This window comes from Brevundimonas sp. PAMC22021 (assembly GCF_019443405.1).
GTDB lineage: Bacteria > Pseudomonadota > Alphaproteobacteria > Caulobacterales > Caulobacteraceae > Brevundimonas.
In genome coordinates this window covers 582,484-609,241 of sequence record NZ_CP080376.1, presented here as the reverse complement: position 1 = coordinate 609,241, position 26,758 = coordinate 582,484, and the positions used below count along the sequence as shown (strand labels likewise).

Genomic DNA, 26,758 nt, shown 5'->3' with positions numbered 1-26,758 from the left:
GCCAGCGACCGAGACCTGGAGCGACCGATGGCCTACCGATCCCTGCGCGAGTTCATGGCGAAACTGGAGGCGCAAGGGGAGCTGGTGCGGGTGTCCGAGCCCGTGTCCACCGTGCTTGAGATGACGGAAATCCAGACGCGGCTGCTGCGCAACGGCGGACCGGCCGTGCTGTTTGAAAAGCCGGTGATGCCGGACGGCTCGATCAGCCCGATCCCGTGCCTGGCCAATCTGTTCGGCACGGTGAAACGGGTCGCCATGGGCGTGACGCTGGAGGGCAAGGATCGCACCACCACCGGCGAACTTCGCGAGGTCGGCGAACTGCTGGCCTTTTTGCGCAATCCGACGCCGCCGCGCGGCTTCGCCGACGCCATGGAGATGCTGCCGCTGGCCAAGACGGTGATGTCGATGCGGCCCAAGACCGTGGGGCGTGCGCCGGTGCAGGAGGTGGTGCTGACCGGCGACCGGATCGATCTGACCGCCCTGCCGGTGCAGTCATGCTGGCCCGGAGAGCCCGCGCCGCTGATCACCTGGGGCTTGGTGGTGACCAAGGGGCCGAGCGAGGATCGTGAGGACGACTTCAACCTCGGCATCTATCGCATGCAGGTGCTGGGCAAGGATCGGGCGATAATGCGCTGGCTGGCCCATCGGGGCGGGGCCCAGCACTACGCCCGGCACAAAAAGGTCCGGCCGAAGGAGCCCCTGCCCTGCGCCGTCGTGCTTGGGGCCGATCCGGGCACGATCCTGGCGGCGGTGACGCCGGTGCCGGACACCCTGTCGGAATACCAGTTCGCCGGCCTGATGCGCGGCGCCAAGGCCGAACTGGCCCCGTGCAAGACCGTGCCGCTGATGGTGCCGGCGCAGGCCGAGATCGTGCTGGAGGGCCACGTCCTGCTGGACGCGTTCGAGGACGAAGGCCCCTACGGCGACCACACCGGCTATTACAACTCGGTCGAGAAGTTCCCGGTGTTCCAGGTCAGCGCCGTCACCATGCGCAAGGACCCGATCTATCTGACCACCTTCACCGGCCGTCCGCCGGATGAGCCCAGTGTGCTGGGCGAGGCGCTGAACGAGGTGTTCATTCCCCTGCTGCGCCAGCAGTTCCCCGAGATCACGGACTTCTGGCTACCGCCCGAGGGGTGCAGCTACCGCATCGCCGTGGTGTCGATGAAGAAGGCCTATCCCGGCCACGCCAAGCGAGTGATGCTGGGCGTGTGGAGCTACCTGCGCCAGTTCATGTACACCAAGTGGGTGATCGTCGTGGACCACGACATCGACGCCCGCGATTGGAAGGACGTGATGTGGGCCATCTCCACCAAGATGGACCCGGCGCGCGACATCACCGTGATCGAGTCGACGCCCATCGACTATCTGGATTTCGCCAGCCCGGAGAGCGGCCTGGGCTCCAAGATCGGCCTGGACGCCACCGACAAATGGCCGCCCGAGACCAAGCGGGAGTGGGGCGAGGAAATCCGCATGGACGAGGCGGTGGTTGAGCGGGTCAGCGAGATGTGGGGGCGGCTCGGCTTGCCGGGCGACAGCAAGCCGATCTGGAAGTAGCGCGAAGGTCGCGTTATAACTTTGTTGCAACGGAGACGGCGATGGCCAGCAAGGTCCGAAAGATCGGCAACTCGGCGGGCGTCATCCTGCCCAAATCCGCACTTGCGGCGCTTGGCGTGAGCGAGGGCGCGGCTGTGGAGTTCGTCTATGAGCCGGGCAAAGTCAGCATCACGCCCGCCCGGCGTGAGGTTCGTGAAGGCTGGGCCGACGATTTCGCGGCGCTCGCGGCCGAGGGACTGGCCGTTGAGGATCGGGAATGGCTGGAGGCGGATCTGACGCCCGATTCGCAAGACGAATGGGACGCATTTTCGGAAGAGGACATGGCGCGTATCGAAGCGCAACTTCGCGCCGATGGCGTGGTGAAAGCTTAGGTGGTCAGGCGCGGCGAAATCTGGTGGGTCCGCCTCGACCCGACCATAGGCCATGAGATCCGTAAGACCCGCCCCTGCCTGATCGTTTCGCCCGACCAGATGAACCGGAGCGGAACATCGATCATCGTGCCTCTAACCGGTGGCGGCCATCGGCGCTTCCGATTCCCCACATCCGTAGCCGAAAAGCCGGGAGCCGCCGCGGCGGATCAGGTTCGCACGATTGATCACGCTCGTCTGAGTCGGCGTATCGGCGATGCGGAGCCGAGCATTCTGGCCGGCGTCCTCGCCATTCTGCGCGAAATGTTCGAAGACTGACGCCATGCTCCGCCTCGTCTCACTTACAGCACTCACCGCCTTCGTAATCGCAACTCCGACAATGTCCCAAGACCTTGATCTCGCCTCGCCTGCCGTCCCCAACGCCGCGCCTTGGGACCGGCCGTTTCTGCCGCCGGCGCCAGCCTGGAGCGGCGGGTCGAGGGCGTTGCTGCGCGACGCCAATGACCCGTGGGCGACGGCGTTCGAGGCGGATGCGGCGCATGACTTCAGCCCCGACTACGCCGACACCCGCGCCTGGTTCGAGCGGCTGGACCAAGCCTCCGACCTGATCCGCCTCGAACCGTTCGGCGTCTCGCCGGAGGGGCGGCCCATCCATGCGGTGATCGCGTCAAAGGACGGGACGACCTTTGATCCGGCCAAGCCCGTGCTGATGGTCCAGGCCGGCATCCATCCGGGCGAGATCGACGGCAAGGACGCAGGCATGATGCTGCTGCGCGACATCGCCTTCTACGGCAAGGACGGGCTGCTGGACCGCGTCAACCTGATCCTGATCCCGATCCTGAGCGTGGACGGGCATGAGCGGGCGAGCCGCTACTCTCGCCCCAACCAGCGGGGGCCGCGCATCCAGGGCTGGCGCAACACCGCGACCAACCAGAACCTGAACCGCGACTATCTGAAGCTGGACCAGCCGGAGATGCGGGCTGTGCGCGGCCTGATCCTGAAGTACCGGCCCGATCTCTATGTCGACGTCCACGTCACCGACGGCATGGATTACCAATACGACGTCACCTACGGCTTCAATGGCGAGAACGGGACGTTCAGCCGCTCGCCCGCGAGCTCGCGCTGGCTGGACGCCGTGTTCAAGCCGGCGATGAACACGGCGCTGGAGCGGGAGGGCCACATCCCGGGCGAACTGGTGTTCGGCGTCGACGACAGCGATCCGAAGAAGGGGCTGTCGGATGGAGGTTTGGGCGAACGCTTCTCCAACGGCTGGGGGGCGGCGGCGCACGTGCCGACCATCCTGATCGAGAACCATAGCCTGAAGCCCCACGAGCAGCGGGTGCTGGGGACTTATGTGTTCATGGAAGAGGCCATTCGGCTGCTGGCCGAACGCGGCGGGGATCTGCGTGCGGCGACGCAGAGCGATCTGGCGCTGCGCCCCGCCGAAATCCTCGCGAACTTCGAGGCCGAAGACCGGCCGTCGTCCACGCGCGACTTCAAGGGCATTCTCTACGAAACCTATGACAGTCCGGCGTCGGGACGGCGCGAGATCCGCTGGCTGGGCCGGGCCGATCCCGAAACGTGGCGCATGCCCTTTTACGGCTCGCAGCCGACGCTGACGCTGAAGCGACCGACCGCCTATTGGGTCCCGTCGTATCGCACGGACATCATCGAGCGCCTGCGGGCGCACGGGATCGAGATGGAGACGCTGGCCGAGCCGCGCGTGCAGGCCGTGTCCATGCTGCGCCTGGTCGAGCCCAAGCTGGCGACGCGCCCGAACGAGGGTCATGTGCCGATCTCGGTCGAGACGGTGGAGGTCGAGCGGCGGGACTGGACCTGGCCGGTCGGCTCGGTGCGCGTCTCGACTGACCAGCCGCTCGGCGACATCGCCGTGCTGTTGCTGGAGCCGCAGTCGAGCGAGAGCTTCTTTGCCTGGGGCATGTTCCCCGAGGTGCTGAGCCGCGTCGAATACATCGAGGGATACGCCATCGCGCCCTTGGCCGAGCGGATGATGGCGGCCGATCCTGCGCTGAAGGCCGAGTTCGAGAAGACGCTGGCCGGCGATCCCGCCTTCGCCGCCAACGGCGATGCGCGGCTGCAGTGGTTCTACGAACGCACGCCCTTCTACGACGACCGCTACCTGCTCTATCCGGTGGCGCGCGAGGACTGAGGCCGTTGCGACGGACAGGCGCGTCCGCCATATCGGGGCATGACCGAAACGCTTGACGCCGTTCCCGCCGCCGCCTCCGAGGACCTGCTGAACGATGTGGTGCAGGCGGCGCTGAGGGCGGGCGCCGACGCCGCAGAAGCGGTGTCCGCCGACCGGCGCGCCCTGTCGATCGGCGTCCGCAACGGCAAGCTGGAGGACGTGGAACGCGAGGAGTCCCGCGACCTGGGCCTGCGCGTCTTTATCGGCAAGCGTCAGGCGACGGTGTCGGCCTCCGACCTTTCGGCCGCCACGCGGGCGCGCTTGGTGGAGCGGGCGGTGGCGATGGCGCAGCTGGCCCCCGAGGACCCATTCGCGGGCCTCGCGCCCGAAGAGCAGCTGGCGCGCGGCGCCTTGGCCGACCTGGACCTGTTCGACCCCACCGAACGCAGCGCCGCGGATCTGGAAGCGGTCTCCGTCGCGGCGGAAGCGGCGGCGCTCGGCGTGCCGGGCGTCGCGCGATCCGAGGGCGGGCACGCCTCCTGGTCGTCCAGCGACTGGCGTCTCGTCACCTCGCACGGCTTCGATGGGCGTTATCGCGGCACGGCCTTTTCGCTCGGCGTCGGCGTCATCGCCGAAAAGGACGGGGCCATGGAGCGCGGTGGCGAGAGCCGCACCACCCGCCACATGTCCGACCTGCCGGACGCCGAAAGCATCGGCCTGGAGGGCGGCCGGCGCGCCGTCGCCCGCACCGGGCCGCGCAAGATCGGCTCGACCACCGCGCCGGTGATCTTTGAGAACCGCGTCGCGACCCAGGTGCTTTCGCCGCTGGTCGGCGCCATCGCCGGGCCCTCGATCGCGCGCGGCACCTCGTTCCTGAAGGATCGGCTGGGCGAGCGGGTGCTGCCGCAGGGCGTGGACCTGATCGATGATCCGTTCCGCCTGCGCGGCCTCGGCTCCACCCCCTTCGACGACGAAGGCGTGCGGGTCGAGCGTCGGGCGCTGGTCGAAGACGGCGTTCTGACCACCTGGCTGCTGAACACGGCGTCCGCGGCGCAGCTGGGCCTGCGCTCCACCGGCCACGCCTCGCGCGGCCTCGCCGGTCCGTCCGGCGTGTCGACCCACAACCTGCACCTGGGCCCTGGCGAACGCGATCTGGACGCGCTGATGCGCGATGCGGGCGCGGGGCTTCTGATCACCTCGATGTTCGGACCGTCGCTGAACGGGAACACCGGCGACTGGTCCGCCGGGGTGTCCGGCTTCTGGTTCGAGAACGGCGCCGTCGCCTATCCGGTCTCGGAGGTCACGGTGGCCGGGCGGCTGACCGACCTCTACGCCCGAATGGAGCGCGGGTCGGACCTGCAGTTCCGCGGCGGGTTCAACAGCCCCAGCCTGCTGTTCGACGCCGTCGCCATCGCGGGTAAATGACGGACGCTCACGCTGACCTTGAGCTGATCCGGCAGGCGGCGCTGGATGCGGGCGCCCTGGCGGTGGCCGAGCGCGCGCGGGGGCTGAAGATCCACAACAAGGCCGGCGGGTCGCCGGTCACCAGCGGCGACCTGAAGGTGGACGCCATGCTGCGCGCGCGGCTGCTGGAGGCGCGACCCGACTACGGCTGGCTGTCGGAAGAGACGGCGGACTCGGCCGAGCGTCTGAACAAGCGGCGCATCTTCGTGGTCGATCCCGTGGACGGCACCGTGGCCTATATGAAAGGCAAGCCGTGGTGGTGCGTGCCCATCGCCGTGATCGAAGACGGCCAGCCGATCGCGGCGGTCATCCATGCGCCCGCGCTGAACGAGACGTTTGAGGCGACGCGGGGCGGCGGCGCGCGCCTGAACGACCAGCCGATCCGCGCGTCGCAGACGTGCATGCTCGAGGATGCGCGCGTTCTCGCCGACGCCCGCATCTTCCGCGACGCGCGCTGGGCCGAGCCGTGGCCCGAGATGCGCTACGAAAGCCGCAATGCCTTGGCCTATCGCATGGCGCTGGTGGCGGCGGGCGCGTTTGACGCCGCCCTGGCCTTAGCGCCGAAGTGGGACTGGGACGTCGCGGCGGGCGCCCTGATCGCGGAGGAGGCGGGGGCGGTCGTCAGCGATCATCGCGGCGCCGCCTGGCGCTTCAACCGGGCCGATCCGCGCCAGAACAGCCTGGTCTGCGCGGCGCCGGGCCTGCATGCGGAGATCATTCGACGGTGCGGGGACCTGAGCGGTCAGGCGTGAACCGAGGCGAATAGGCGCGCACGGCGTTGATCCTTTCGCCGTCTGGGCCTATGCCGCCCGCCAAAAGCCCCTCCCCTGCAAGGACGCCTCCGCATGACCGCCCAGAACACCGTTCCCGCCAAGGAGCTCTACATCGTCCTCGGCGGCGAGTTGCGCACCCTGAACGAGAACGTCTTCCGCGACCTGTCGCAGGTGGAATATGTCGGCGTCTACGGCAGCTATGACGAGGCCAAGAGCGTGTGGAAGGCCCGCGCCCAGGCGACGGTCGACAACGCCCACATGCGCTTCTTCATCCTGCCGGCGCACAAGCTGATCGATCCGCACGCGGAAGGCTGATCGGGAACCCGCCGGCCCCGGCGCGCGCTGGGTTCGGATCGACGCCCGCCGGAGACCCTCGCCCATGACCCTGTTCGGACAGCCTATCGACGGCGGCCAGATCATGAGCCTGGTCAGCCTGCTGCTGGTGCTGGTGCTGCTGGTCGCCTCGTTGCGAGGCCACTCCGCCTATGCGCGCTGGTTCAAGCAGTGGGACGGGCGCGCGAAGACACCTGCCGAACGCAAGCCCGCGCCGCCAGAGCCGCCGGTCGATCCGGCGGCGCGCAAGGGACCGTGGGGCTGATGCAGTCATCCTGCGCCGTTGTCGCCACGGGTTGACTTGGACGGCGGACCGTCCGACCGAAGGCCAATGAGTGCGGCTTCTCCTTCAACCCCTGCCGGAACGCCGGCGGACGCGCCCTTGTGGGCGCTGATCGCGCGCATCTGGCGCGAGTATCTGTCCGACAACAAGGCCGCCCTGCTGACCGGCATGGCGTGCGCGGCGGCGGCGGGGGGACTGTCGGCCGCGCTGCTGGGGTTGCTGGAGCCGGCGATCAACGGCCTGTTCGTGCCGGGCGGCGGGTCGGTGCGGCTGTTCAACCTGATCAGCCTGACCGAGAACCAGGCGCTGCTGTGGATCCCTATCGCCATTGTCGGCACGGCGATGCTGAGGACGCTGGCGACGTCGACCCAGGCGCGGCTGGTCAACCGGATCGGCCATGGCATCGTCGGCGACATTCAGGTGCGGCTGTTCGCGGCCATGATCCGGGCCGACTTGGCGCGCCTGCGCAGCCAGCATTCCGGCGCCTTTGTCTCCACCGTCCTTTACGACGCCAACCTGGTGCGAGAGGCGTTTACGACCGGCGTGGTCAGCTACACCCAGCACGGGCTGACGCTGATCGCCGTGCTGCTCTACATGGCGTGGATCGACTGGCGGCTGACGGCGGTGGTGCTGCTGGCCATTCCCGTCGTGTCGCTGGTGCTGCGGACCTTCGGCAAGCGCACCCGCAAGGCCGCCGCGGGCGCCATGGTCGAAAGCGAGGCCCTGTCCACCGCCCTGATGGAGAATCTGGACGGGGTCCGCCTGATCAAGATCGAGAACCGCGAGGCGGCCGAGGAGGCGCGCGTGGCCGAGGTCGTTCGCCGCCGCCAGCGCCACGTCATCAAGGGCGCCAACGCCCGCGCCCTGGCCGGCCCCGTCAGCGACATGGTGGCCTATTGCGTCGTCGCCGCCGTGATCACCTTCGCCGGCTGGCAGGCGCGCCAGGGCGTGATGAACGTGGGCGAGTTCGCCGCCTTCATCGGCCTGCTGCTCGCCGCCGGCCAGTCGCTGCGGCAGGTCACCAACCTGTCCACCATCATGAGCGAGGGCCTGACCGCAGCGCGTCGCCTGTTCGCCTCGCTCGATATCCAGCCCGAAATCCGCGAGGCGGCGGACGCCGCCCCCCTGCCCGCCGGGCCGACCACGGTGAGCTTTGACCGGGTCTCGTTCGCCTATGCCCCGTCAGGCGCGCCGACCCTGAGCGATGTGTCGATCCGCGTCGCGCCGGGCGAGACGGTGGCGCTGGTCGGGCCTTCCGGCGGGGGCAAGAGCACGGTCTTGTCGCTGTTGCCGCGCTTCTACGACGTGACGGACGGGGCGGTGACGGTGAACGGGCGCGACGTGCGCGCGCTGAAAACCGTGGACCTGCGCGACCGCATCGCCCTGGTGACGCAGGAGCCGTTCCTGTTCGACGACACCATCGCGGCCAATATCGGCTATGGACGCGACGGCGCCAGCCAGGACGAGATCGAGGCGGCGGCCCGCGCGGCGGCGGCGCACGACTTCATCACGGCCCTGCCCCAGGGCTATGAGACCCGCGCGGGCGAGGCCGGCGTGCGGCTGTCGGGCGGACAGCGCCAGCGCATCGCCATCGCGCGCGCCTTTCTGAAGGACGCGCCGATCCTGCTGCTGGACGAGGCGACCAGCGCGCTGGACACCGAAAGCGAGGCGCTGGTCCAGGCGGCGCTCGAGCGGCTGATGCAGGGGCGCGCCACCCTGATGATCGCCCACCGCCTGTCCACCGTGCGCAACGCCGACCGCATCTATGTGCTGGAGGCCGGCCGCGTGGTCGAGGAAGGGACGCACGACGCCCTGGTCCTGCGCGGCGGCCTTTATTCGCGCCTGGCGCGCCAGCAGTCGCTGGACGGCGAGCGGCCGACCGTGGCTGTGGTGGCCTGAGCCATGCGGCCGCTGCGCATACGCGCCGTCCAGGCGACGCTGTCCTTTGTGCTGGCCGCATGGATGCGGTTCTGCTTTCGCACCATCCGCTGGACCTACGAGAACCAGGACGTCGCCGAAGAGGTGTGGGCGCGGGACGGCGGCGTGCTCGCCGTGTTCTGGCATTCGCGCATCGGCCTGTCGCCCGCCTGCTGGCCGCTGGACCGAGCGACGCCGGCCAAGGCGCTGATCTCGCTCAGCCCCGACGGGCAGTTCATCGCCAAGGCCGTGGCGCGCCAGGGCTTTCCCGCCATCCATGGCTCAACCGGCCGCAAGGACGCGCCCGAACGCGCCAAGGGCGGCGCGCAGGCCTTCCGCGAGGCGCTGCGCCAGCTGAAGAACGGCGGCCTGGCCGTCACGCCGGACGGTCCGCGCGGTCCGGCCAACCAGATGGGAGAGGGCCTGCCGCTGATGGCGCGGATGTCCAAGGCGCCCGTGCTGTTCATCGGCATGAGCTGTTCGCCCGCGATTCGGCTGAACAGCTGGGACCGCGCGGTGCTGCCCCTGCCGTTCGGGCGCGGCGCCATCGTCTGGGACCGCGACCGCTTTCCCGGGAACGGCGACATGGAGGCGGTGGTCGCCGACTGGACCCGGCGCCTGAACGCGGTCGAGGCGCGGGCCGACGCCATCACCGGGCTGAAGCCATGACGCCGCTGCCGCTGATCGCCTATCGCTGGCTGACGCGGATGCTGGAGCCCTTGGCGCCGCGCCTGCTGGACGCGCGCGTGCGGCGGGGCAAGGAGGACCAGGCGCGGGTGGACGAGCGGCTGGGGATCGCCACGGTCGCGCGACCGAGCGGCGATCTGGTCTGGCTACACGGCGCCAGCGTCGGCGAGACCCTGTCGCTGCTGCCTCTGATCGAGCGGCTGTCGCGCGATCGGCCGGACCTGCGCCTGCTGGTCACGTCCGGCACCGTGACCTCGGCCGCCATCCTGCGCGAACGAATGCCGACAGCGGTCATCCACCAGTTCCCGCCGGTTGATGCGCCGGGCGCCGTGGACGCCTTCCTGGATCACTGGCGACCGTTGCTGGGCGTGTTCGTCGAAAGCGAGCTGTGGCCCAACCTGCTGCTGAGGGCGCGGGCGCGCGGCGTGCGGCTCGCGCTTGTGTCGGCGCGGATCACGCAGAAGACGGCGGACGGCTGGGCGCGCTTTCCGCGGTCGGCGGCCCATCTCCTGGGCGCGTTCGACGCCGTCCTGCCGCAGGACGAGGTCTCGGCCGAGCGCCTGCGGGGGCTCGGCGCCCATGTCGACGGCCTCGCCAATCTGAAGCTCGCCGGCGCGCCCCTGCCCCACGACGCCGCCGTCTTCAGCCGCCTCAGCGCCGCCATCGGCGACCGGCCGGTGGTGCTGGCCGCCAGCACCCATGAGGACGAGGAGGTCGCGATGGTCGAGGCCCTGAGCGCCCTGCCCGGCCAACCCTGCCTGATCGTCCTGCCGCGCCATCCCGAGCGCGGCGCCGACATCGTCGAGACCCTGCGAATGCGCGGTCACCAGGCGGGCCTGCGCTCGCGCGGCGAAGCTATCGAGGGCGCCGGCGTCTACATCGCCGATACGCTGAACGAGATGGGGCTGTTTCTTCGGCTGGCGGATGTGGTGGTGCTGGGCGGATCGTTCGGGCCGGTGCTGGGACGGCTGACGCTGGGCGGGCACAATCCTCTGGAGCCCGCGCGGCTGGGCAAGCCGGTGGTCACGGGGCCGGACGGAGCCAACTGGACGGCGGTGAATGCGGCCATGGTCGAGGCGGGCGGCCTGATCCAGATCGGCGGCTTCGACGACCTGCCCGGCGTCATCGCGCCGCTGCTCGCCAATCCGCCGGCGGCCAAGGCCATGGGCGAGCGCGCCCGGCGTGCGGCGGCCGATGCGGCGTCGGGGCTGGACCGGTTGTGGGCCGTGCTGCAGCCGCTGCTGCCGCCCCCGCCCGCGAGGGGCCGGCTGTGAAGCTGAAGACGCCCGAGTGGTGGTATCGCCGCGACCGCAGCCATGCGCCGGTGACGCGATTTTTGCTGAAGCCGCTGGGCTGGATCTGGGCGGCCGAGACGGCGCGGCGCATCCGGAACGCCGCGCCCATCGATCCCGGTTGCGCCGTGATCTCGGTCGGCAATCTGACGGTTGGCGGGTCGGGCAAGACCCCGATCGCGCGCGAGGTGCTGCGCCTGCTGCGCGAGCAGCGCGTCGAGGCGCAGGCGCTGTCGCGCGGCCATGGCGGTCGGCTGGCGGGGCCGGTGCGGGTCGATCTGCAACGCCATTCGGCCGCCGACGTCGGCGACGAGCCGCTGATGCTGGCGCAAGGATCGCCCGCCTGGATCGCGCGCGACCGGGCGGCCGGAGCGCGCGCGGCGGCGGACAGCGGGGCTGATGTCGTGGTCCTGGACGACGGCCACCAGAACCCGACGCTGAAGAAGACCGTCAGCCTCGTCGTCGTGGACGGCGAGACGCGGGGCGACGAATGGCCGTTCGGCGACGGCTCGGTGTTTCCGTCGGGGCCGATGCGAGAGCCGCTGGCGGCCGGCCTCGCCCGCGCGGACGCTGTGATCGTGATCGCGCCGACGGACGCAGACGAGGTCAGCGGCGAACTGCTGGCCGGCTTCGGCGATCTGCCCGTCTTCGTTGCGCAGCTGCGGGCCGTCGATCCGCCGCCTCCCGGTCCCTTGGTCGGCTTCGCGGGCATCGCCAAGCCCTGGAAGGTCGAGCGGGCGCTGAAGGCCGCCGGCGCCGACCTTGTGGACTTTGTCCCCTTTCCCGACCACGCGCCCTATCGAGGCGAGGACATCGCCTTTCTGCACGACCGCGCGGCTGCGTTCGACGCCGGCCTGATCACCACCGAAAAGGATTGGGTGCGGCTCGATGCCGATCAACGCCAGAGCGTCACCGCCTGGCCGGTCGTGGCGTGCTTCGAAAACGAGCCGGCGTTCATCCGCTTCCTGCTCGCCAACCTGGCTGCCGCACCGCTAAAAACCGCAAAAAGTTCCCCGCTCACGAAAGTTTTATCTGGTCAGCGCCCGGCGTCCGGGATGGCGAGCCCGCCGTATTCGCGCGTCGATGTCCACGCGCGGTGACCTACACCAAAGCCCGGCATTGCTGAGTTTCGGCGTGAGAGGTGTCAGTTCGCTGATCGGAAGCTTCAGCGCAGCATGACGCGCGATCGGCAAGATTGTGACGGTATTCAAGGCCTTGGCGCGCCGACTGGGACTATGGCTCAGGTTGCTCCGTGGGCGACTGTTTGAAACAACACGCCCAAGAACAACCGCAACGAGGGCGTCGCATGCGGCTATCGAGACGAGGGCTGATCCTGGGCGGATCGGCCATGCTGGCGGGCTGCGCCACCGGACAGGCCACCCCGCTGATCACCCAGGCCCAGGCGCCGGTCGCGCCGCCTGTCGTGGTTCCGCAGGCTCCCGCCTCCATCGTCGTCTCGCATACGCCCGCGCCGCCGCTCGACCCGCGTGGACAGGTCCGCAAGGAACTGATGGAGCGCGCGGTCGCCGCCCTGGACGTCCACCACAAGCGCATTCCCCTGCGCGACCGGATGTATCTGGTCGATTTCCAGAAATACTCGGGCGACGAGCGGCTGTACGAGGTCGACATGGTCGGCGGCCAGGTCACGGTGCTGCGCACCTGCCACGGGCGGGGATCGGACCCGGCGCACTCGGGCTACGCCCAGCGCTTCTCCAACACGCCGGACAGCAACATGTCCTCGGTCGGCGCCTTCGCCACCGCCGGCGCCAGTTGGGGTTCGCAACAGGGGCCGAACGTGCTGCTGGACGGCCTGGAGTATTCCAACGACCGCGCCCGCGAACGCGCCATCATCATCCACGGCGCCGACTACGCCGATCCCGGCTTCCTGGCCCGCGAAGGCAAGCTCGGCCGCTCCTACGGCTGCTTCTCCGTCGCCCACGCCGACCTGCCGGCCCTGCGCGAGCGCATGGGCGAAGGCCGATTGCTGTTCGCCTGGGCGTAGGCCGGAGACCGGCCGGGATTGATCTCCGCTGTTCCGGCGAAATGAACCCCGATTGTCAGCCTTGCGGCTCCATGCGACCCTGCCTCGGGTAGCAGGAGAACCGCATGCTTGGCTTCATGGCCGCTCTTGTTCTTGGCGCTTCGACGCAGGCGACGGAAACCCTGCCCCTCGGTGAGGTCAGGAACGCGGACCCCGTTGTACTGGCTCCACGCGTGCTTCCCCCGGACGTGGCCGGCCGGATCACCGACGGATATATCCGCAAGAAATGGAGCCCCGGCCAGAGATACTTCATCGGACTGTGGGAACGCCCTGTCGTACATGCTGCAGGATTGTGCCGGCGTACGGTTCACATCGGTGGTGCGAGCGCCCCCAAGGCTGACACCAACTACGCTCCCGATGACACCTTGCTGCAGCTGGAGACGTTCACCACCACCGCCCATTACGCGCCGACCTACCCTCAGCAAGCGACCGACGAGACCTGCCAGTCGGTCAAGGGATGGATCGGGTCGAGCCACGCCCAGACCGAAGCGACGTTGCTAATGCTCACGCGACTGACGGACGCGATGAAGCAGGCTGCGGGGCGCAGGCGGCTGGGTTTCGAGATCAGCTGCACTTCCGAGACACGCGGCGCCTGCTCCAATCATCGAAGAGCCTTGGCCAATCTGCCGTTGGATCAGCTGCTGGCGATCAATCTGCAGAACACAGTCTTCCGCAATGAGCCCGTGCGCAACGGCGTTCAGGTGCGCACCATGCAGCCCGTCATCGACAATCGCTGGCCGGAAGCGGAGATAAGCTTCGACTATTCCGCGCCGGATGGGCGGTCCTGGATCGTTCTGTTGAAGGGCATCGACAGATTGGAAGCGGTGGAGATGCGCCGCACCATGGTTACGCGACACTGATCATCAGGCAAGCGAGCGCCGTGGACAAGACAGGGAGCGCCGCCGCGTCGTTGGACTGACGCGTTACCGCTCCAGCGCGCGCCAGCCGATGTCGGTGCGGTGGAAGCCGCCGGGCCAGTCGATCTGGCGGATGGCGGCGTAGGCGCGCTGGCGAGCCTCGTCGATGTCCTGCCCTTCCGCGCAGACGTTGAGGACGCGGCCGCCGGCGGCGGCGAGCTGGCCGTCAGAGCGGCGGCGCGTGCCGGCGTGGAAGACTTGGACGTGCGGGCCGAAGTCCTGCTCGGCGCCCCGAATAATGGAGCCTTCCAGCGGGCTGTCGGGATAGCCCTTCGCGGCAAGGACAACGCAGATCACCGTCTGCGGCTTGAACTGGGGCGGCTTCAGGCCCGAGACATCGTCACGCGCGCAGGCCAGCAGATAGGGCACGATGTCGCCGGCCATGCGCATCATCAGCACCTGGCATTCCGGGTCGCCGAAGCGGGCGTTGAACTCGACCACCTTGGGGCCGTCCGCCGTGGCCATCAGGCCGGCGTAGAGCACGCCGCGATAGGGCGCGCCCTCGGCCGCCATGGCGCGCAGCGTCGGCTGAACGATCCGCTCGTCGGCCTGCTGCACCAGGTCGGGGGTGAAGACGGGCGCGGGCGAATAGGCGCCCATGCCGCCGGTGTTCGGCCCCAGGTCGCCGTCGAAGGCGCGCTTGTGGTCCTGGGCGCCGCCGAACAGCACCGCGCGCTGCCCGTCGCACAGGGCGAACAGCGAGCCCTCCTCGCCGTCCATGAACTCTTCGATCACGACGCGCGCGCCGGCCGCGCCGAAGCGACCGCCCAGCATGCGCTCGATCTCGGCCTCGGCGTCACGGCGATCGGGGCTGATGGCCACGCCCTTGCCGGCGGCGAGACCGTCCGCCTTGATGACATAGGGGGGCTGGAACCGGTCCAGCGCCGCCTTGGCGTCCGCCACGGTCTCATGCACGCCATAGCCGGCGGTCGGGATGCCGTGCCGTTGCAGCAGGTCCTTGGAGAAGGCCTTGGAGGTCTCCAGTTGCGCCGCCTTGGCCGTCGGGCCGAAACACGGAATACCCGCCGCCGCAAGCCGATCGGCGAGACCCGCCGCCAGCGCGACCTCCGGCCCCACCACGACCAGGTCCGCCCTGATCTCGCGCGCCAGGGCGGCAAGGCCTTCCGCATCGTCGGCCTTCAGCTCGGGCCGGACCTCGCACAGACGCGCGACGCCGGGATTGCCCGGCGCGGCCACAAGGCGCGTCAGCAGCGGCGACTGCGCCATCTTCCAGGCCAGGGCGTGTTCGCGTCCGCCCGATCCGACAAGCAGGATGTTCATGATCAGCGGCAATGACCGCCCGGTGAGGAGCGGTCAAGCGGCCGACAAGCTTACACCCGCCTTAACCCATCCTCAGCCCTGCGGCGTCCAGGCGGGGAGAGCCTGAAGCTGGGCGGCGGTCAGGGTGGTGGTCAGGTCCTTTTCGCTGTTCTGATCGACCGAACTGACTTGCGCGACGGGCACCACGACCTTGGGATCGCCGGGGCCTTCCAGCTCGACCACGATGCCGGTCAGGGCGCCGTTCGCGTCCAAAACCAGGGTCTCGACATCGCCGAGGTCGGTGTTGCCCTGGGCCGACAACAGGTCGGCGTCCTCCAGCTGCTGGCGGGTCATGCCGAAGGCGACGGCAGCCTGGGTCTGGGCGACCTGGGCCTGGGTCTCGGTGACCGGCTCGGGCGCGGCGCCGGCGGCCGGCGGCTGGACCACGTCGTCCTCGCGGTCGGAGCAGGCGGCGGCGCCCAGCACGGCCAGGGCGGCGACGGCGGTCAGGGTCAGTCGGTTCATGTCACATCCTTCAGCAAGAGGTCAGAACAGGGCCGACACGGCGTAGACGAGCAGCCCCAGCAGCACGATCGCGCCGATCACCAGCCACAGGCTGATCGCCGGCCCGCCGCTGCGGCGCGACAGCTCGCGCTCGCCCGGATCGGGATCTTCGGAATCGCCCCCGAGGGGTGTGTTCGGCGCCATGTGTGATCCAACGGCGCCGCTCGAGGTGCGTTCCCGCGCGCATCGACGCAGGCTATGATCGGACGATGAGCGACGACTATGTCTTCGAAAGCGCCGTGGAGGCGCCGCCCGCGCCCCGCGACAACAATCCGCCCCTGTCGATCTCGGAGCTCTCGTTCGCGCTGAAGCGGACGCTGGAGGATCGCTTCGGCCATGTGCGGCTGCGCGGAGAGATCTCCAAGGTTAATCGGCACGGCTCGGGTCACGTCTATCTGACTCTGAAGGACGACAAGGCCTGCATCGACGGCGTGGTGTGGAAGGGTCAGGCGCGCGGGCTGGGGGTCCAGCCGGAGACCGGGCTGGAGGTCATCGTCACCGGCAAGATCACCTCCTATCCGGCGCGGTCCTCTTACCAGATCGTGATCGAGACCATGGAGGCGGCGGGCGCCGGCGCCCTGCTGGCGCAGCTCGAGCGGCTCAAGGTCCGGCTGCGCGGCGAAGGGCTGTTCGATCCGGCGCTGAAAAAGCCCCTGCCCGCCTTCCCAGCGGTGATCGGCGTCATCACCAGCCCGACGGGCGCGGTGATCCGCGACATCCTGCACCGGATCGAGGAGCGCTGGCCGTGCCGCGTGATCGTCTGGCCGGTGGTGGTGCAGGGCGAAAGCGCCTGCGGTCAGGTGTCGGCGGCGATCCGAGGGTTCGAGACCCTGACGCCCGGCGGGCCGATCCCCCGCCCCGATCTGCTGATCGTGGCGCGCGGCGGCGGCTCGGTCGAGGACCTGTGGTGCTTCAACGACGAGGGGCTGGCCCGCACGGTCGCGGCGGCCACCATCCCGATCATCTCGGCGGTCGGGCACGAGACGGACACCACCCTGATCGACTTCGTGTCGGACCGGCGCGCGCCCACGCCGACCGGCGCGGCCGAGATGGCGACGCCGGTGCTCGCGGACCTGCGATACGCCGTCGGCGACATGGACCGGCGGCTGACGCAGGCGGGCGGGCGGCTGATCGAGGATCGCCGTACGCGTCTGCGCTCGGTGGCGCGAGGCTTGCCGGCTCGACCGGAGGACCTGCTGGCCTTGGCGCAACAGCGGCTGGACGGCGCCTCCAGCCGGCTGGAAGGCGCCTTGCTTCGCAATGTCGCGGTGCACGAACGGCGGGCGACGCTGATCGGCGGACGCTTGAACCCGGCCCTGCTGGAGCGCGCCATCGAACGACGCGGCGACCGTCTGACGAGCGCGGCGGGACGGTTGGCGTCGTCGCTGTCAGCGAACACCGCGGCGCACGAGCGGCGGCTGATCCGCGTCTCCGCCCGTCTGTCTCCCGAGCCGCTGCATCGGCGGCTGGACCAACGGGCCGCGCGCCTGGACGCCGTCGTCGCCCGGCTGACGCCCGTGCTGCCGCGCCGATTGGAGCGGGCGGAGGATCGCCTGGCCTCCCTGTCGCGGGCGCTGACCACCCTGGATCCGGGTCGTCCCAAGCCCGGCTTCGCCAAGGTGGAGGACGCCGACGGCCGCTGGCTGACCTCGGCCGCCGCCCTGGCGTCGGGCCAGTCGGTGCGCCTTGTGTTCGGCGACGGGTCGAGAGACGCCGTGGTCGAGGGCGAGCCTCGCCCCGCCCCGGCCCCCGCCGCGCCTCCCGCCCCGGCCAGGCCCGCGCCGCGCGCCAAGCCGCCGGCGCCCGGCCAGGGCAGCCTGTTCTGATCGCCTCATGCCGCCGCGGCCGCTTGGGGTTGGAGCTTGCCTCCGCTTCCTGCTAAGCGCGCCCATCCGCCGCCCCAAGGCCAAGCCGAGATCGCATGACCGTCCGCCGCACCGCCTATGTCGCCTTCGCGCTCGCTCTTGCGATCATCGTGCTGGACCAGCTGAGCAAGGCCTGGATCATCGGCGGCCTGTCGCTGCAGGAGGTCGGCCGCGTCCCCGTCCTGCCGCCGATCCTGAACTTCTCGTGGGTCGAGAACCGGGGCGTGTCGTTTGGCCTGTTCGGCGGCGGCGAAGCGCGCTGGGTGCTGAGCGTCTTCTCGATCGTCGTGTCCGGCGCGCTGGGCGTCTGGGCGCTGAAGGCGGACCGCAAGCTGCTGATCGCCGCGATCGGCCTGGTCATGGGCGGCGCGATCGGCAACGTCATCGACCGGATCCGCTTCGGCTATGTGGTCGATTTCGTCGATTTCTCGGGCACCGGCGTGTTTCCCTGGGTGTTCAACATCGCCGACAGCGCCATCACGATCGGCGTCGTCCTGCTGATCCTGGACAGCATCCTGTCCGAGCGGGCGGCCAAGGTTGGCGTGGCCCCCGAAAAGTCGTAATCACCCGCTCTTCACTACGCCCATCTTCGCGCCCCTCGCACGGCGCCTGCAAAGCCTGAGCTGACCCATGCGTATCCGAAGCGTCGCCGTCCTGACCCTCGCCGCCTCCACGCTTGCGTTGGGCGCCTGCGGGACCCTGCGTGATCGCGCCGGCCTCGGCCGCGTCACGCCCGACGAGTTCCTGACCGTTTCGACCGCGCCGCTCAGCGTGCCCCCGGAATACGGCCTGCGTCCGCCGTCGCCCGGCCAGCCGCGCCCGCAGGAGCTGGCCCCCGAGAGCGCCGCCCGTCAGATCCTGCTGGGCCAGCGCCAGGCCGTGACCCGCACGCCGGGCGAACAGGCCCTGGTGGCGCAAGCCGGTGGCGAGAACGCGGACCCGCTGGCGCGCTACGTCGTCGATGACGAGTTCGGCGACCTGGCGCACAAGGAAGAAAGCTTCGCCAACCGCATCCTGTTCTGGCGCAAGGACGATGCGGCGACGCAAGCGCCCACCGTCAGCCAGACCGCCGAGGGCGCGGTGACCATCGACCCGGCCAGCGAGGCGGCGCGCCTGCAGGCCCTGACCGGCGGTCAACAGGGCATCGCCATCACCCCGCGCCGCAGCGGCGGCTTCAAGCTGCCGGGCCTCTAAGAACGACGCCGTCGTCCTCCCTGCCCCACGATCGGAACCCTGCCTGATGCGTCGCGTCTCCCATCTCATGATCGCCGCGGCCCTGACGGCGGCGATGCTTCCCGCCGCGGCCGAGGCGCAGTCGTCCAACCGCCAGCAGCGTGAACAAAGCGCCGGCGCTCAGCAGGAGGAACGGAGCGGCCAGTCCCGCGCTCCGCGCATCGCGCCGCTCAGCCGTCGCGCCAACGCCGGCCCCTGCCCCTTCGTCAAGGTGCTGTACGACGCCGCCCGCTATGTGGAGCTGGAAGACAACCGCGCGGCCGTCAGCGCCGTGGGCTACACCGGCGAGATCGAGGGGCTGAACGCCGACTGCACCTATCGCGGCGAAGACCCGATCCGGCTGGACATGAACATCCTGTTCAACCTGGGCCGCGGCGCTCAGGCGACCGACGGGCAGAAGACCTATCGCTACTGGGTCGCGGTGACCGAGCGGAACAAGGCCGTGCTGGCCAAGGAATATTTCGACCTGCCCGTGAACTTCGACGGCCAGCGCACCGCCACGGTGACCGAAGAGCGCACCATCGTCATTCCGCGCGCGGAGGCCACCACCAGCGGCGGCAACTTCGAGGTCCTGGTCGGCTTCGAGATCACGCCGCAGATGGCCGAGTTCAACCGCTCGGGCAGCCGCTTCCGCGTCAACGCCGGCGCGCAGGCCCCGGCGGCCGAAGCCCCCGCCGCGACCCCGCCCGCGCAATAAGATGACCGACCTCAAGACGACCCTCAGCGAAGCGGTCGCCGCCGCCTTCGCCGCCGAAGGCGTGGATGCAGCGCGCGCCGCCGTGACCCCGTCCGACCGCCCGGACCTGGCCGACTTCCAGTCCAATGGCGCGCTGGCGGCCGCCAAGGCGCTCAAGGCCAATCCCCGCGACTTGGCCGCGCGCGTGGCCGAGCGGCTGAAGGACGATGCACGCCTGCTGTCGGTCGAGGTCGCCGGCCCCGGCTTCATCAACCTGAAGGTGGCGGACGACGCCCTATCCGCTCGGGCCCAAGAGATCGCGGCCGATGCGGATCATGCGGGCGCGGCCATCGTCGCTTCTCCGCGCCAGGTGGTGATCGACTACGGCGGTCCGAACGTCGCCAAGCCCATGCACGTCGGCCACCTGCGCAGCGCCATCATCGGCGAAAGCCTGAAGCGCATCTTCCGTTTCCGGGGCGACAAGGTGACGGGCGACGCCCATTTCGGCGACTGGGGCTTCCAGATGGGCCTGCTGATCGTCGCCTGCGGCGACGAGGGCCAGAATCTTCCAGGGGCCGACGCCTTCATGGCCGAAGGCGACGGTCCTTTCCCCGAGGACAGCCCCGTCACGCTGGCCGACCTGGACCGGCTGTATCCGCTGGCGGCCGGACGCGCCAAGGAAGACCCGGCGTTCCGCGACCGCGCGCGCAGGGCGACGGCCGAGCTTCAGTCCGGCCGCGCCGGCTATCGCGCCCTGTGGCGCCATTTCGTGATCGTCAGCCGCGAGGCGCTGGAACGGGAATACGCCGCCCTGTCGGTCGATTTCGATCTGTGGAACGGCGAAAGCGACGCCCATCCCCTGATGGACCAGATGATCGCGCACCTGCGCGACACGGGCCTGCTGGTCGAGGACGACGGCGCCCAGGTGGTCCACGTCGCCAAACCCGGCGAGACCCGCAAGAAGAAGCTGCCGGACGGCTCGGTGATCGAGGCGCCCAGCCCGCCGCCGCTCCTGGTCATCAGCTCGGAAGGCTCGGCCATGTACGGCACGACCGACCTGGCGACCATTCTGGACCGGAAGCAGGCCATCGGCCCCGACCTGGTCCTGTACGTCGTCGACGAGCGCCAGGCGGAGCATTTCCAGCAGGTGTTCCGCGCCGCCTATCTGGTCGGCTATGCCCCGGAAGGCTCGCTGGAGCACCTCGGCTTCGGCACCATGAACGGTGCGGACGGCAAGCCGTTCAAGACGCGCGCCGGCGGGGTGCTGAAGCTGCGCGACCTGATCGACATGGCGACCGACAAGGCGCGCGAGCGGCTGCAGGAAGCCAGGTTGGGCGACGACCTGCCGTCCGACGAGTTCGAAGCCATCGCCCACAAGGTCGCCATCGCGGCCCTGAAGTTCGCCGACCTGTCGAACGCGCGCACCACCAGCTACGTCTTCGACCTGGACCGCTTCACCAGTTTCGAGGGCAAGACGGGCCCGTATCTGCTGTACCAGGCGGTTCGGATCAAATCCCTGCTGCGCAAGGCCGAGGACCAGGGCGCGGCGCCCGGCCCGATCATGATCGCCGACCCAGCCGAGCGTGACCTCGCCCTGACGCTGGACGCCTTCTCGTCCGCCGTAGCCGACGCCTACGACAAGCGCATGCCTCACCTGCTGGCCGAGCACGCCTATCGCATCGCCCAGTCGTTCTCGAAGTTCTACGCCGCCTGCCCGGTCCTGGCCGCGCCGGACGAGGCGACGCGTGGATCGCGGCTGACGCTATCGGCCGCGGCGTTGCGCCAGCTGGAGACCGCGTTGGACCTTCTGGGCATCGAGACGCCGGAGCGGATGTAGCACCCGGCATCTTCGCGTGCTATATTTGATAGCACCAGGAGATCGAAGATGCCGGTTAGCCTCCATGTCCGTAATGTCGAGGATGACCTCGCCGTCGCCCTGAAGAAGCGTGCTCGCCAGAACAATCGCTCGGCCGAGGCGGAGCACCGTGAAATTCTTCGCAGCGCCTTGAAGCCTCGCTTGGACGCGGAGTGGGAACGCCGCGCCGCAGCCCTACGAGAGGCCACGAAGGGCAAGCTCACCACCCCTTCCGAGATTTTGATCCGCGAAGACAGAGATTTCCGTTGATCGTGGTGGATGCGAGCGTGGCGATCAAGGTCGCCTTGCATGAACCCGACAGTCCTATCGCCGTAGCGGCACTGCGCGCGCAGTCTTGGTCGGCGCCCGATCTGATCTTTCCCGAATGCGCCAACATCATCTGGAAGCGACGCCGGATGGGCGACATCACTCACGAGCAGGCGATCCAGGCCGTTGAGTTGATCGAGACGATGAACCTTTATGTCGAGCCTTGCCGAAGGCTGTTCAGTCGCGCAGTCCAGCTTTCGGTCGCTTTTGACCATCCAGCCTATGATTGCTTCTACGTAGCCCACGCCGAACAACTGGACGCCGCTCTCCTGACCGCGGATAGGAAGCTCATCGCCACGGTGCGAGCGTCGGATGCGACGGGCGTCAAAATCATGAGTCTGGGCGATTATGCTCAGGAGAACGACGTATGAGCATCGACATCGGGGCCGACATCGACGCCTTCATCGCCGGCCTGCCGAAGGCGGAGCTGCATCTGCACATCGAGGGTTCGCTGGAGCCCGAGCTGATGTTCGAGCTGGCGCGGCGCAACGGGGTGGAGATTCCGTTCGACAGCGTCGAGGCGGTGCGGGCGGCCTATGACTTCTCGAACCTGCAGGACTTCCTGGACATCTATTACGCCGGCGCGGCGGTGCTGCTGACGCGGCGCGACTTCGAGGACCTGGCCTTCGCCTATTTCCAGCGGGCGGCGGCGGACACTGTGCGGCACGCGGAAATCTTTTTCGATCCCCAGACCCATACGGACCGCGGCGTGGCGATGGCGGAGGTGATCGAGGGGCTGCTGGCGGGCATGGCGCGGGCGGAGGCGGAGCTGGGCGTCACCTCCCGGCTGATCCTGTGCTTCCTGCGCCACCTGGACGAGGCGGCGGCGTTTGCGACGCTGGAGGCGGCCGAGCCGTGGCTGGACCGGATCGCGGGCGTTGGGCTGGATTCGTCGGAGGTCGGCCATCCGCCGTCCAAGTTCCAGCGCGTGTTCGAGCGTGCGGGCACCCTGGGCCTGAAGCGCGTCGCCCATGCCGGCGAGGAAGGGCCGCCCGCCTATGTGCACGAGGCGCTGGACCTGTTGCACATCGACCGCATGGACCACGGCAACCGCTCCATGGAGGACGAGGCCCTAGTGCAGCGTCTGGCGGCCGAGCGCATGACGCTGACAGTGTGCCCGTTGTCGAACCTGAAGCTGTGCGTGGTCGATGACCTGAAGGACCACCCCGTGCCCGAGATGCTGAGGCAGGGGCTGCACGTCACCCTGAACTCGGACGACCCGGCCTATTTCGGCGGCTATGTGAACGACAACTACCGCGAACTGGCGCACGCGGTCGGGCTGACACGCCAGCAGCTGACGCAGATGGCGAAGAACAGCTTCGAGGGGTCGTTCCTGAGCGAAGCGGACAAGACGGCCAGGATCGCGGAGGTGGAAGCCTACGCTCGCGCGGCGGGCTGACGTTCCCCCGCCCTGCCACCGTCACCCTCGGGCTTGACCCGAGGGCCAGATTGTCCGCCGCGAGTGCGAACGGGCAGGCGCACAGTTCGCTGACCGTCCGATCCTCGGGTCAAGCCCAAGGATGACGCGGTCAGGGTCTCAAGCTTCCGCGAAGGCGTCGATCTCCTTGGCCGAGCCCAGCGCCACGGCGATGCGTTGATGCAGTTCGGTCGGCCGGACGTCCAGAATGGGCTGCTTGCCGTCGGTGGTCGCCTTGCCGCCCGCCTGTTCGATCAGCAGGGCCATCGGGTTGCCTTCGTACATCAGCCTCAGCTTGCCCGCGCGGTCCGGCTCGCGCGCGTCCCAGGGATAGAGGAAGACGCCGCCACGCATCAGGATGCGGTGCACGTCCGCCACCATGGCCGCGACCCAGCGCATGTTGAAGTCCTTGCCGCGCGGGCCGTCCTTGCCCTCCAGGCAGCCTTCGATGTAGCGGCGCACCGGCTCGGCCCAGTGCCGCTGGTTCGACATGTTGATGGCGAACTCCCGCGTGTCGGCCGGAATGGCGAGATCCTCGCCGGTGCGCAGCCACTGGCCGTCGACGTCCAGGGTGAAGGCGGCCACGCCCTGCCCCGTCGTCAGCACCAGCATGGACTGCGCGCCGTAGAGGGCGTAGCCGGCCGCGACCTGATTCCGGCCCGGCTGGAGAAAGGCGGCTTCATCGATCTGTCCGGACGACGCCGGCAACACCGAGAAGATGGTGCCCACCGGCGCGTTGATGTCGATGTTGGACGAGCCGTCCAGCGGATCGAACAGCACCAGATAGCCGTGGTCGCCGGTGCGGCCGGTCGGCTCGACCGTATCCAGCTCTTCAGAGGCGACGCCGAACACGGGGGCGCAGGCCGCCAGCGCCTCGCGCAGCATGTCGTTGGTGATGACGTCGAGCTTCTTCTGTTCCTCGTCCTGGACGTTCACCTGGCCCGAGGCGCCCAGCGCCCCGACCAGGGCCCCGCCCGCGACCGTGCGGCTGATCGCGGCGCAGGTTTCGCCCAGCACCGCCAGCACGGCCGGCAGGCCCTCCGGCGTATCCAGCGCGCCGATGTGGTCGTTCAGGCGGACGTGGGCGGTCATCGGCGGCGCTCCATGAGGCGGTGTGCGCCGTTCTTGGCGGGCGAGGCCGCCGGGGGCAAGCCCGGCGGCGGCGTGCAGTCAGATCGGCAGGATGGCCGTGCCGAAGGCGCGCTTCAGCTCGTGCGCGGCGAGGGTCTCGGCGGCGGCGGCGTCCGGCACCACCAGGCCCATGCCGAAGAACTCGTGCGTGGAGCCATGGAAGGTCTTTTGCCGCACCTCCACGCCGGCCTGCTCCAGACGCTCGGCCAGCAGTTCGCCGTCGGTCCGCAGCGGATCGATCTCGGCGCAGATCACGGTGGCGCCAGGCAGGCCGATCAGGTCCGCCTCCACCAGGTTGATCCGAGGGTCGGCGGTCTGGGACGGATCGTCAAAGGTATGCTTCACGAACCATTCCATCATCGGCTTGTTCAACGGCTTGGCCGTCGCGTTCTCGATATAGGACGGCGTCTGCATGTCGGCGCCGGCGATCGGATAGACCAGCACCATGTGGCAGGGCGCCTGCAGGCCCTGGTCGCGCGCGGCGATGGCGGTGGCGCAGGCCAGGTTGCCGCCGGCGCTTTCGCCCATGATGGCGATCCTGTCGGGGTCGCCCTTCAGCGAGGCGGCGTTGTCGACGATCCAGCGCCAGGCGGCCACGGCGTCGTCGTGGGCGGCCGGGAACTTGTGCTCAGGCGCCTGGCGATAGTGAACCGATACCACCACGCAATCGGCGAAGCGGGCGATGCTGCGCGGTCCGGAATCGTAGACGTCGAGGTCGGCGATCACGAAGCCGCCGCCATGGAAATACAGCACCACCGGCTTGATGTCGGCATCATCGCTCTTGGGTCGATAGACCCGCGCCTGCAGCGCCCCCTCGGCGCCAGGAATGGTGATGTCCTGGGTCAGGACGCCCAGCGTCGGATCTTCGCTCTCGCGGCTGGAGCCCAGCAGCGTCTTGACGGCGTCGGCGGGCGTGGGCTGCAGACGCGCCTCTTGCGGGCTCAGCGTCTCGATCGGCTCGGGATTCAGGCCGGCCAGCGCGTCCAGCACCTTTTGCATCGGCGCGTCTGGCTTGGCGGGATGGGTGCGCTGCTTGCCGGAGTCGCCGAAAATCTTGTCGATGATGGACATGGTTTCCTCGTCTATCGGATAGGGGGAGTGACAGCCGTGCCGAAAGCAATCCCCGGTGCGCGGCCTTGTTCCGCTCCGCTTGACTTCGAACAAGAGTCGGGCGCTAAGGTCGCGCGCTCTCGCGGGAGAGATCGGGCGGTTCGCCGACCCGACGCCGAAGGCGCAACCGCCCCGGAAACGCTCAGGCAAACGGACCGCGAAGCACACGGACGCTGGAAAGTCGCCCAGTTCGGGCGCGCCGACGGAGCAAGGCCGCACCAGCGGTCGGAATCTCTCAGGCTTCAGGACAGCGGGGGCGCGAGAACCGGCGGGCGACCGCCCCGAGACGCGACCGCGAAAGGCTCCACCCCATGGCTGAACAGGCCGCCGACGCCCTGAAGACCACGCCGCTGCATGCCGCGCACAAGGCGCTCGGCGCCCGCATGGCGGCCTTCAGCGGCTATGACATGCCCATCCAGTACGAGGGCGTGCTGGCCGAGCACCGCTGGACGCGCGAACACGCCGGCCTGTTCGACGTCTCGCACATGGGCCAGTGCCGCATCACCGGCAAGGACGCGTTTGAGCAGTTCGAGCGGTTCGTGCCAGGCGACTACCAGGCGCTGAAGACCGGCAAGCAGAAGTATTCGCTGCTGCTGAACCAGGACGGCGGCATCATGGACGACCTGATGGCCGGCCGCCCGGACCACGACGGCCTGTTCGTCGTGGTCAACGCCGGCAACAAGGAAGCCGACTTCGAATACCTGAAGAACAATCTGGAGGGCTCGGCCTTCCTGATGCGCCTCGACAACCGCGCGCTGCTGGCGATCCAGGGGCCGGAAGCCGCCGAGGTCATGGCCGCTCACGAGCCGGTGCTGGCCGAGATGGGCTTCATGGAATGCGCGCGGCTGATGCTGTTCGGCTGCGACTGCTTTGTGTCGCGCTCGGGCTACACCGGCGAGGACGGCTACGAAATCTCGGTTCCAGCCGAAGAGGCCGGGCGCATCTGGAATACGCTGCTGGAGGATGCGCGGGTCAAGCCGATCGGCCTGGGCGCGCGCGATTCGCTGCGGATGGAGGCCGGGCTGCCGCTGCACGGCCACGACATCGACGCCTTCACCAGCCCGGTCGAGGCGGCCCTGGGTTTCGCCCTGTCCAAGTCGCGGCGGGAGGCTGCAAACTTCAACGGCGCCGAACGCGTCGCCAGGGACATCGCCGATGGTCCCGCCCGCGTCCGCGTCGGCCTGCACGTCAAGGAAGGCGCCCCGGCGCGCGAAGGCGCCGAGGTCGCCGACGCGGATGGCCAGGTCATCGGCAAGGTCACCTCCGGCGGCCCCTCCCCCACCCTGGGCCGGAACATCGCCATGGCCTATGTCCCCGCCCGCCTGGCGGAGCTGGGCACGGAGCTGAAGGTCATCGTGCGCGGCAAGCCCGCAGCCGCCGAGGTCGTCGCCATGCCGTTCGTGGCCCAACGCTATTACCGGAAACCGAAGGCGTAACATTCATCCCGTCACCCTCGGGCTCGACCCGAGGGCCGGGCCTTCAACCGCTCGTGCGAAGACATCGGCGCACGAACCGCACAACATCCGATCCTCGGGTCAA

The 26,758-nt window shown here is 69.2% G+C and carries 27 protein-coding genes, 1 pseudogene and 2 riboswitches; of the genes and pseudogenes, 23 read left to right on the top strand and 5 right to left on the bottom strand.

The features are described 5' to 3' along the window. The first annotated feature begins 27 nt into the window (after positions 1-27). The 14 genes and pseudogenes from KY493_RS02890 to KY493_RS02825 all read left to right on the top strand — a co-directional run bounded on the left by KY493_RS02890 (position 28) and on the right by KY493_RS02825 (position 13,724). Positions 28-1,557, top strand: a complete 1,530-nt coding sequence (locus tag KY493_RS02890) for a UbiD family decarboxylase (RefSeq protein ID WP_219897499.1) — start codon at positions 28-30, stop codon at positions 1,555-1,557. Positions 1,558-1,598: 41 nt separating this feature from the next. After that, entirely contained in the window at positions 1,599-1,928 is a 330-nt protein-coding gene (locus KY493_RS02885; RefSeq protein ID WP_219897498.1) for an AbrB/MazE/SpoVT family DNA-binding domain-containing protein, read from the top strand. Continuing rightward, complete coding sequence (locus KY493_RS02880) at positions 1,929-2,243, top strand: type II toxin-antitoxin system PemK/MazF family toxin (protein WP_255567990.1); 315 nt, start codon at positions 1,929-1,931, stop codon at positions 2,241-2,243. A 61-nt stretch (positions 2,244-2,304) separates the two neighbouring features. Next, entirely contained in the window at positions 2,305-4,095 is a 1,791-nt protein-coding gene (locus KY493_RS02875) for a M14 family metallopeptidase (RefSeq protein ID WP_219897497.1), read from the top strand. Between the two features lie 39 nt (positions 4,096-4,134). Then, positions 4,135-5,499 (top strand): TldD/PmbA family protein, encoded by a 1,365-nt coding sequence (locus KY493_RS02870; protein ID WP_219897496.1) that lies wholly within the window; start codon positions 4,135-4,137, stop codon positions 5,497-5,499. Next, positions 5,496-6,290: a 3'(2'),5'-bisphosphate nucleotidase CysQ gene (locus tag KY493_RS02865; RefSeq protein WP_219897495.1), complete on the top strand. Its 795-nt coding sequence runs from the start codon at positions 5,496-5,498 to the stop codon at positions 6,288-6,290. Before KY493_RS02870 ends, KY493_RS02865 begins: the two co-directional genes overlap by 4 nt. A 93-nt stretch (positions 6,291-6,383) precedes the next feature. Further along, on the top strand, positions 6,384-6,626 hold the full coding sequence (locus KY493_RS02860) for a DUF4170 domain-containing protein (protein ID WP_219897494.1): 243 nt from the start codon (positions 6,384-6,386) through the stop codon (positions 6,624-6,626). A 64-nt stretch (positions 6,627-6,690) separates the two neighbouring features. After that, positions 6,691-6,909, top strand: coding sequence for a hypothetical protein (locus KY493_RS02855; protein ID WP_219897493.1), 219 nt, complete (start codon positions 6,691-6,693; stop codon positions 6,907-6,909). A gap of 66 nt (positions 6,910-6,975) precedes the next feature. Then, a complete protein-coding gene (locus KY493_RS02850; RefSeq protein ID WP_219897492.1) occupies positions 6,976-8,826 on the top strand; it encodes an ABC transporter ATP-binding protein in 1,851 nt (616 codons plus the stop codon). 3 nt (positions 8,827-8,829) lie between these two features. After that, a complete protein-coding gene (locus KY493_RS02845; protein ID WP_219897491.1) occupies positions 8,830-9,513 on the top strand; it encodes a lysophospholipid acyltransferase family protein in 684 nt (227 codons plus the stop codon). Next, positions 9,510-10,805: a 3-deoxy-D-manno-octulosonic acid transferase gene (locus KY493_RS02840; RefSeq protein ID WP_219897490.1), complete on the top strand. Its 1,296-nt coding sequence runs from the start codon at positions 9,510-9,512 to the stop codon at positions 10,803-10,805. Before KY493_RS02845 ends, KY493_RS02840 begins: the two co-directional genes overlap by 4 nt. Then, positions 10,802-11,803, top strand: a pseudogene (lpxK, locus tag KY493_RS02835) (tetraacyldisaccharide 4'-kinase); the annotation flags it as partial. The gene KY493_RS02840 and the pseudogene lpxK, both read left to right, overlap by 4 nt. 326 nt (positions 11,804-12,129) lie before the next feature. After that, the gene (locus tag KY493_RS02830; RefSeq protein ID WP_219897488.1) at positions 12,130-12,825 is read left to right on the top strand and encodes a murein L,D-transpeptidase catalytic domain family protein; all 696 of its coding nucleotides are present in this window, start codon (positions 12,130-12,132) and stop codon (positions 12,823-12,825) included. Between the two features lie 104 nt (positions 12,826-12,929). After that, a complete protein-coding gene (locus tag KY493_RS02825) occupies positions 12,930-13,724 on the top strand; it encodes a hypothetical protein (protein ID WP_219897487.1) in 795 nt (264 codons plus the stop codon). Positions 13,725-13,787: 63 nt separating this feature from the next. On the opposite strand, the gene purD is transcribed toward KY493_RS02825, so the two are convergent. The 3 genes from purD to KY493_RS02810 all read right to left on the bottom strand — a co-directional run bounded on the left by purD (position 13,788) and on the right by KY493_RS02810 (position 15,749). Beyond that, positions 13,788-15,062, bottom strand: a complete 1,275-nt coding sequence (gene purD, locus KY493_RS02820) for a phosphoribosylamine--glycine ligase (protein WP_219897486.1) — start codon at positions 15,060-15,062, stop codon at positions 13,788-13,790. Between the two features lie 72 nt (positions 15,063-15,134). Beyond that, complete coding sequence (locus KY493_RS02815) at positions 15,135-15,566, bottom strand: hypothetical protein (protein ID WP_219897485.1); 432 nt, start codon at positions 15,564-15,566, stop codon at positions 15,135-15,137. A gap of 21 nt (positions 15,567-15,587) precedes the next feature. Then, the gene (locus tag KY493_RS02810; RefSeq protein ID WP_219897484.1) at positions 15,588-15,749 is read right to left on the bottom strand and encodes a hypothetical protein; all 162 of its coding nucleotides are present in this window, start codon (positions 15,747-15,749) and stop codon (positions 15,588-15,590) included. Between the two features lie 65 nt (positions 15,750-15,814). Between KY493_RS02810 and xseA the strand changes: the two genes are divergently transcribed. The 8 genes from xseA (at position 15,815) to KY493_RS02770 (ending at position 22,960) form a co-directional block, all read left to right on the top strand. After that, complete coding sequence (xseA, locus tag KY493_RS02805) at positions 15,815-17,431, top strand: exodeoxyribonuclease VII large subunit (RefSeq protein ID WP_219897483.1); 1,617 nt, start codon at positions 15,815-15,817, stop codon at positions 17,429-17,431. Between the two features lie 95 nt (positions 17,432-17,526). Continuing rightward, on the top strand, positions 17,527-18,033 hold the full coding sequence (lspA, locus tag KY493_RS02800) for a signal peptidase II (RefSeq protein ID WP_219897482.1): 507 nt from the start codon (positions 17,527-17,529) through the stop codon (positions 18,031-18,033). 67 nt (positions 18,034-18,100) lie between these two features. Continuing rightward, complete coding sequence (locus KY493_RS02795; RefSeq protein WP_219897481.1) at positions 18,101-18,664, top strand: DUF3035 domain-containing protein; 564 nt, start codon at positions 18,101-18,103, stop codon at positions 18,662-18,664. A 46-nt stretch (positions 18,665-18,710) separates the two neighbouring features. Then, complete coding sequence (locus KY493_RS02790) at positions 18,711-19,400, top strand: Tat pathway signal sequence domain protein (protein WP_219897480.1); 690 nt, start codon at positions 18,711-18,713, stop codon at positions 19,398-19,400. Position 19,401: 1 nt separating this feature from the next. Next, complete coding sequence (gene argS / locus KY493_RS02785) at positions 19,402-21,216, top strand: arginine--tRNA ligase (protein ID WP_219897479.1); 1,815 nt, start codon at positions 19,402-19,404, stop codon at positions 21,214-21,216. 48 nt (positions 21,217-21,264) lie between these two features. Continuing rightward, a complete protein-coding gene (locus KY493_RS02780; RefSeq protein ID WP_219897478.1) occupies positions 21,265-21,504 on the top strand; it encodes a hypothetical protein in 240 nt (79 codons plus the stop codon). 2 nt (positions 21,505-21,506) lie between these two features. Continuing rightward, positions 21,507-21,932: a type II toxin-antitoxin system VapC family toxin gene (locus KY493_RS02775; protein WP_255568110.1), complete on the top strand. Its 426-nt coding sequence runs from the start codon at positions 21,507-21,509 to the stop codon at positions 21,930-21,932. Beyond that, positions 21,929-22,960, top strand: a complete 1,032-nt coding sequence (locus tag KY493_RS02770) for an adenosine deaminase (RefSeq protein ID WP_219897476.1) — start codon at positions 21,929-21,931, stop codon at positions 22,958-22,960. Before KY493_RS02775 ends, KY493_RS02770 begins: the two co-directional genes overlap by 4 nt. 138 nt (positions 22,961-23,098) lie before the next feature. On the opposite strand, the gene KY493_RS02765 is transcribed toward KY493_RS02770, so the two are convergent. Beyond that, positions 23,099-24,070 (bottom strand): class 1 fructose-bisphosphatase, encoded by a 972-nt coding sequence (locus KY493_RS02765; protein WP_219897475.1) that lies wholly within the window; start codon positions 24,068-24,070, stop codon positions 23,099-23,101. A 78-nt stretch (positions 24,071-24,148) separates the two neighbouring features. Next, positions 24,149-25,180, bottom strand: a complete 1,032-nt coding sequence (locus KY493_RS02760; protein WP_219897474.1) for an alpha/beta hydrolase — start codon at positions 25,178-25,180, stop codon at positions 24,149-24,151. A 112-nt stretch (positions 25,181-25,292) separates the two neighbouring features. Further along, positions 25,293-25,387, top strand: a riboswitch (glycine riboswitch). 3 nt (positions 25,388-25,390) lie between these two features. Then, a riboswitch (glycine riboswitch) is annotated at positions 25,391-25,472 on the top strand. A 58-nt stretch (positions 25,473-25,530) separates the two neighbouring features. Between KY493_RS02760 and gcvT the strand changes: the two genes are divergently transcribed. Continuing rightward, positions 25,531-26,655 (top strand): glycine cleavage system aminomethyltransferase GcvT, encoded by a 1,125-nt coding sequence (gene gcvT, locus KY493_RS02755; RefSeq protein ID WP_219897473.1) that lies wholly within the window; start codon positions 25,531-25,533, stop codon positions 26,653-26,655. The last annotated feature ends 103 nt before the right edge of the window (positions 26,656-26,758 follow it).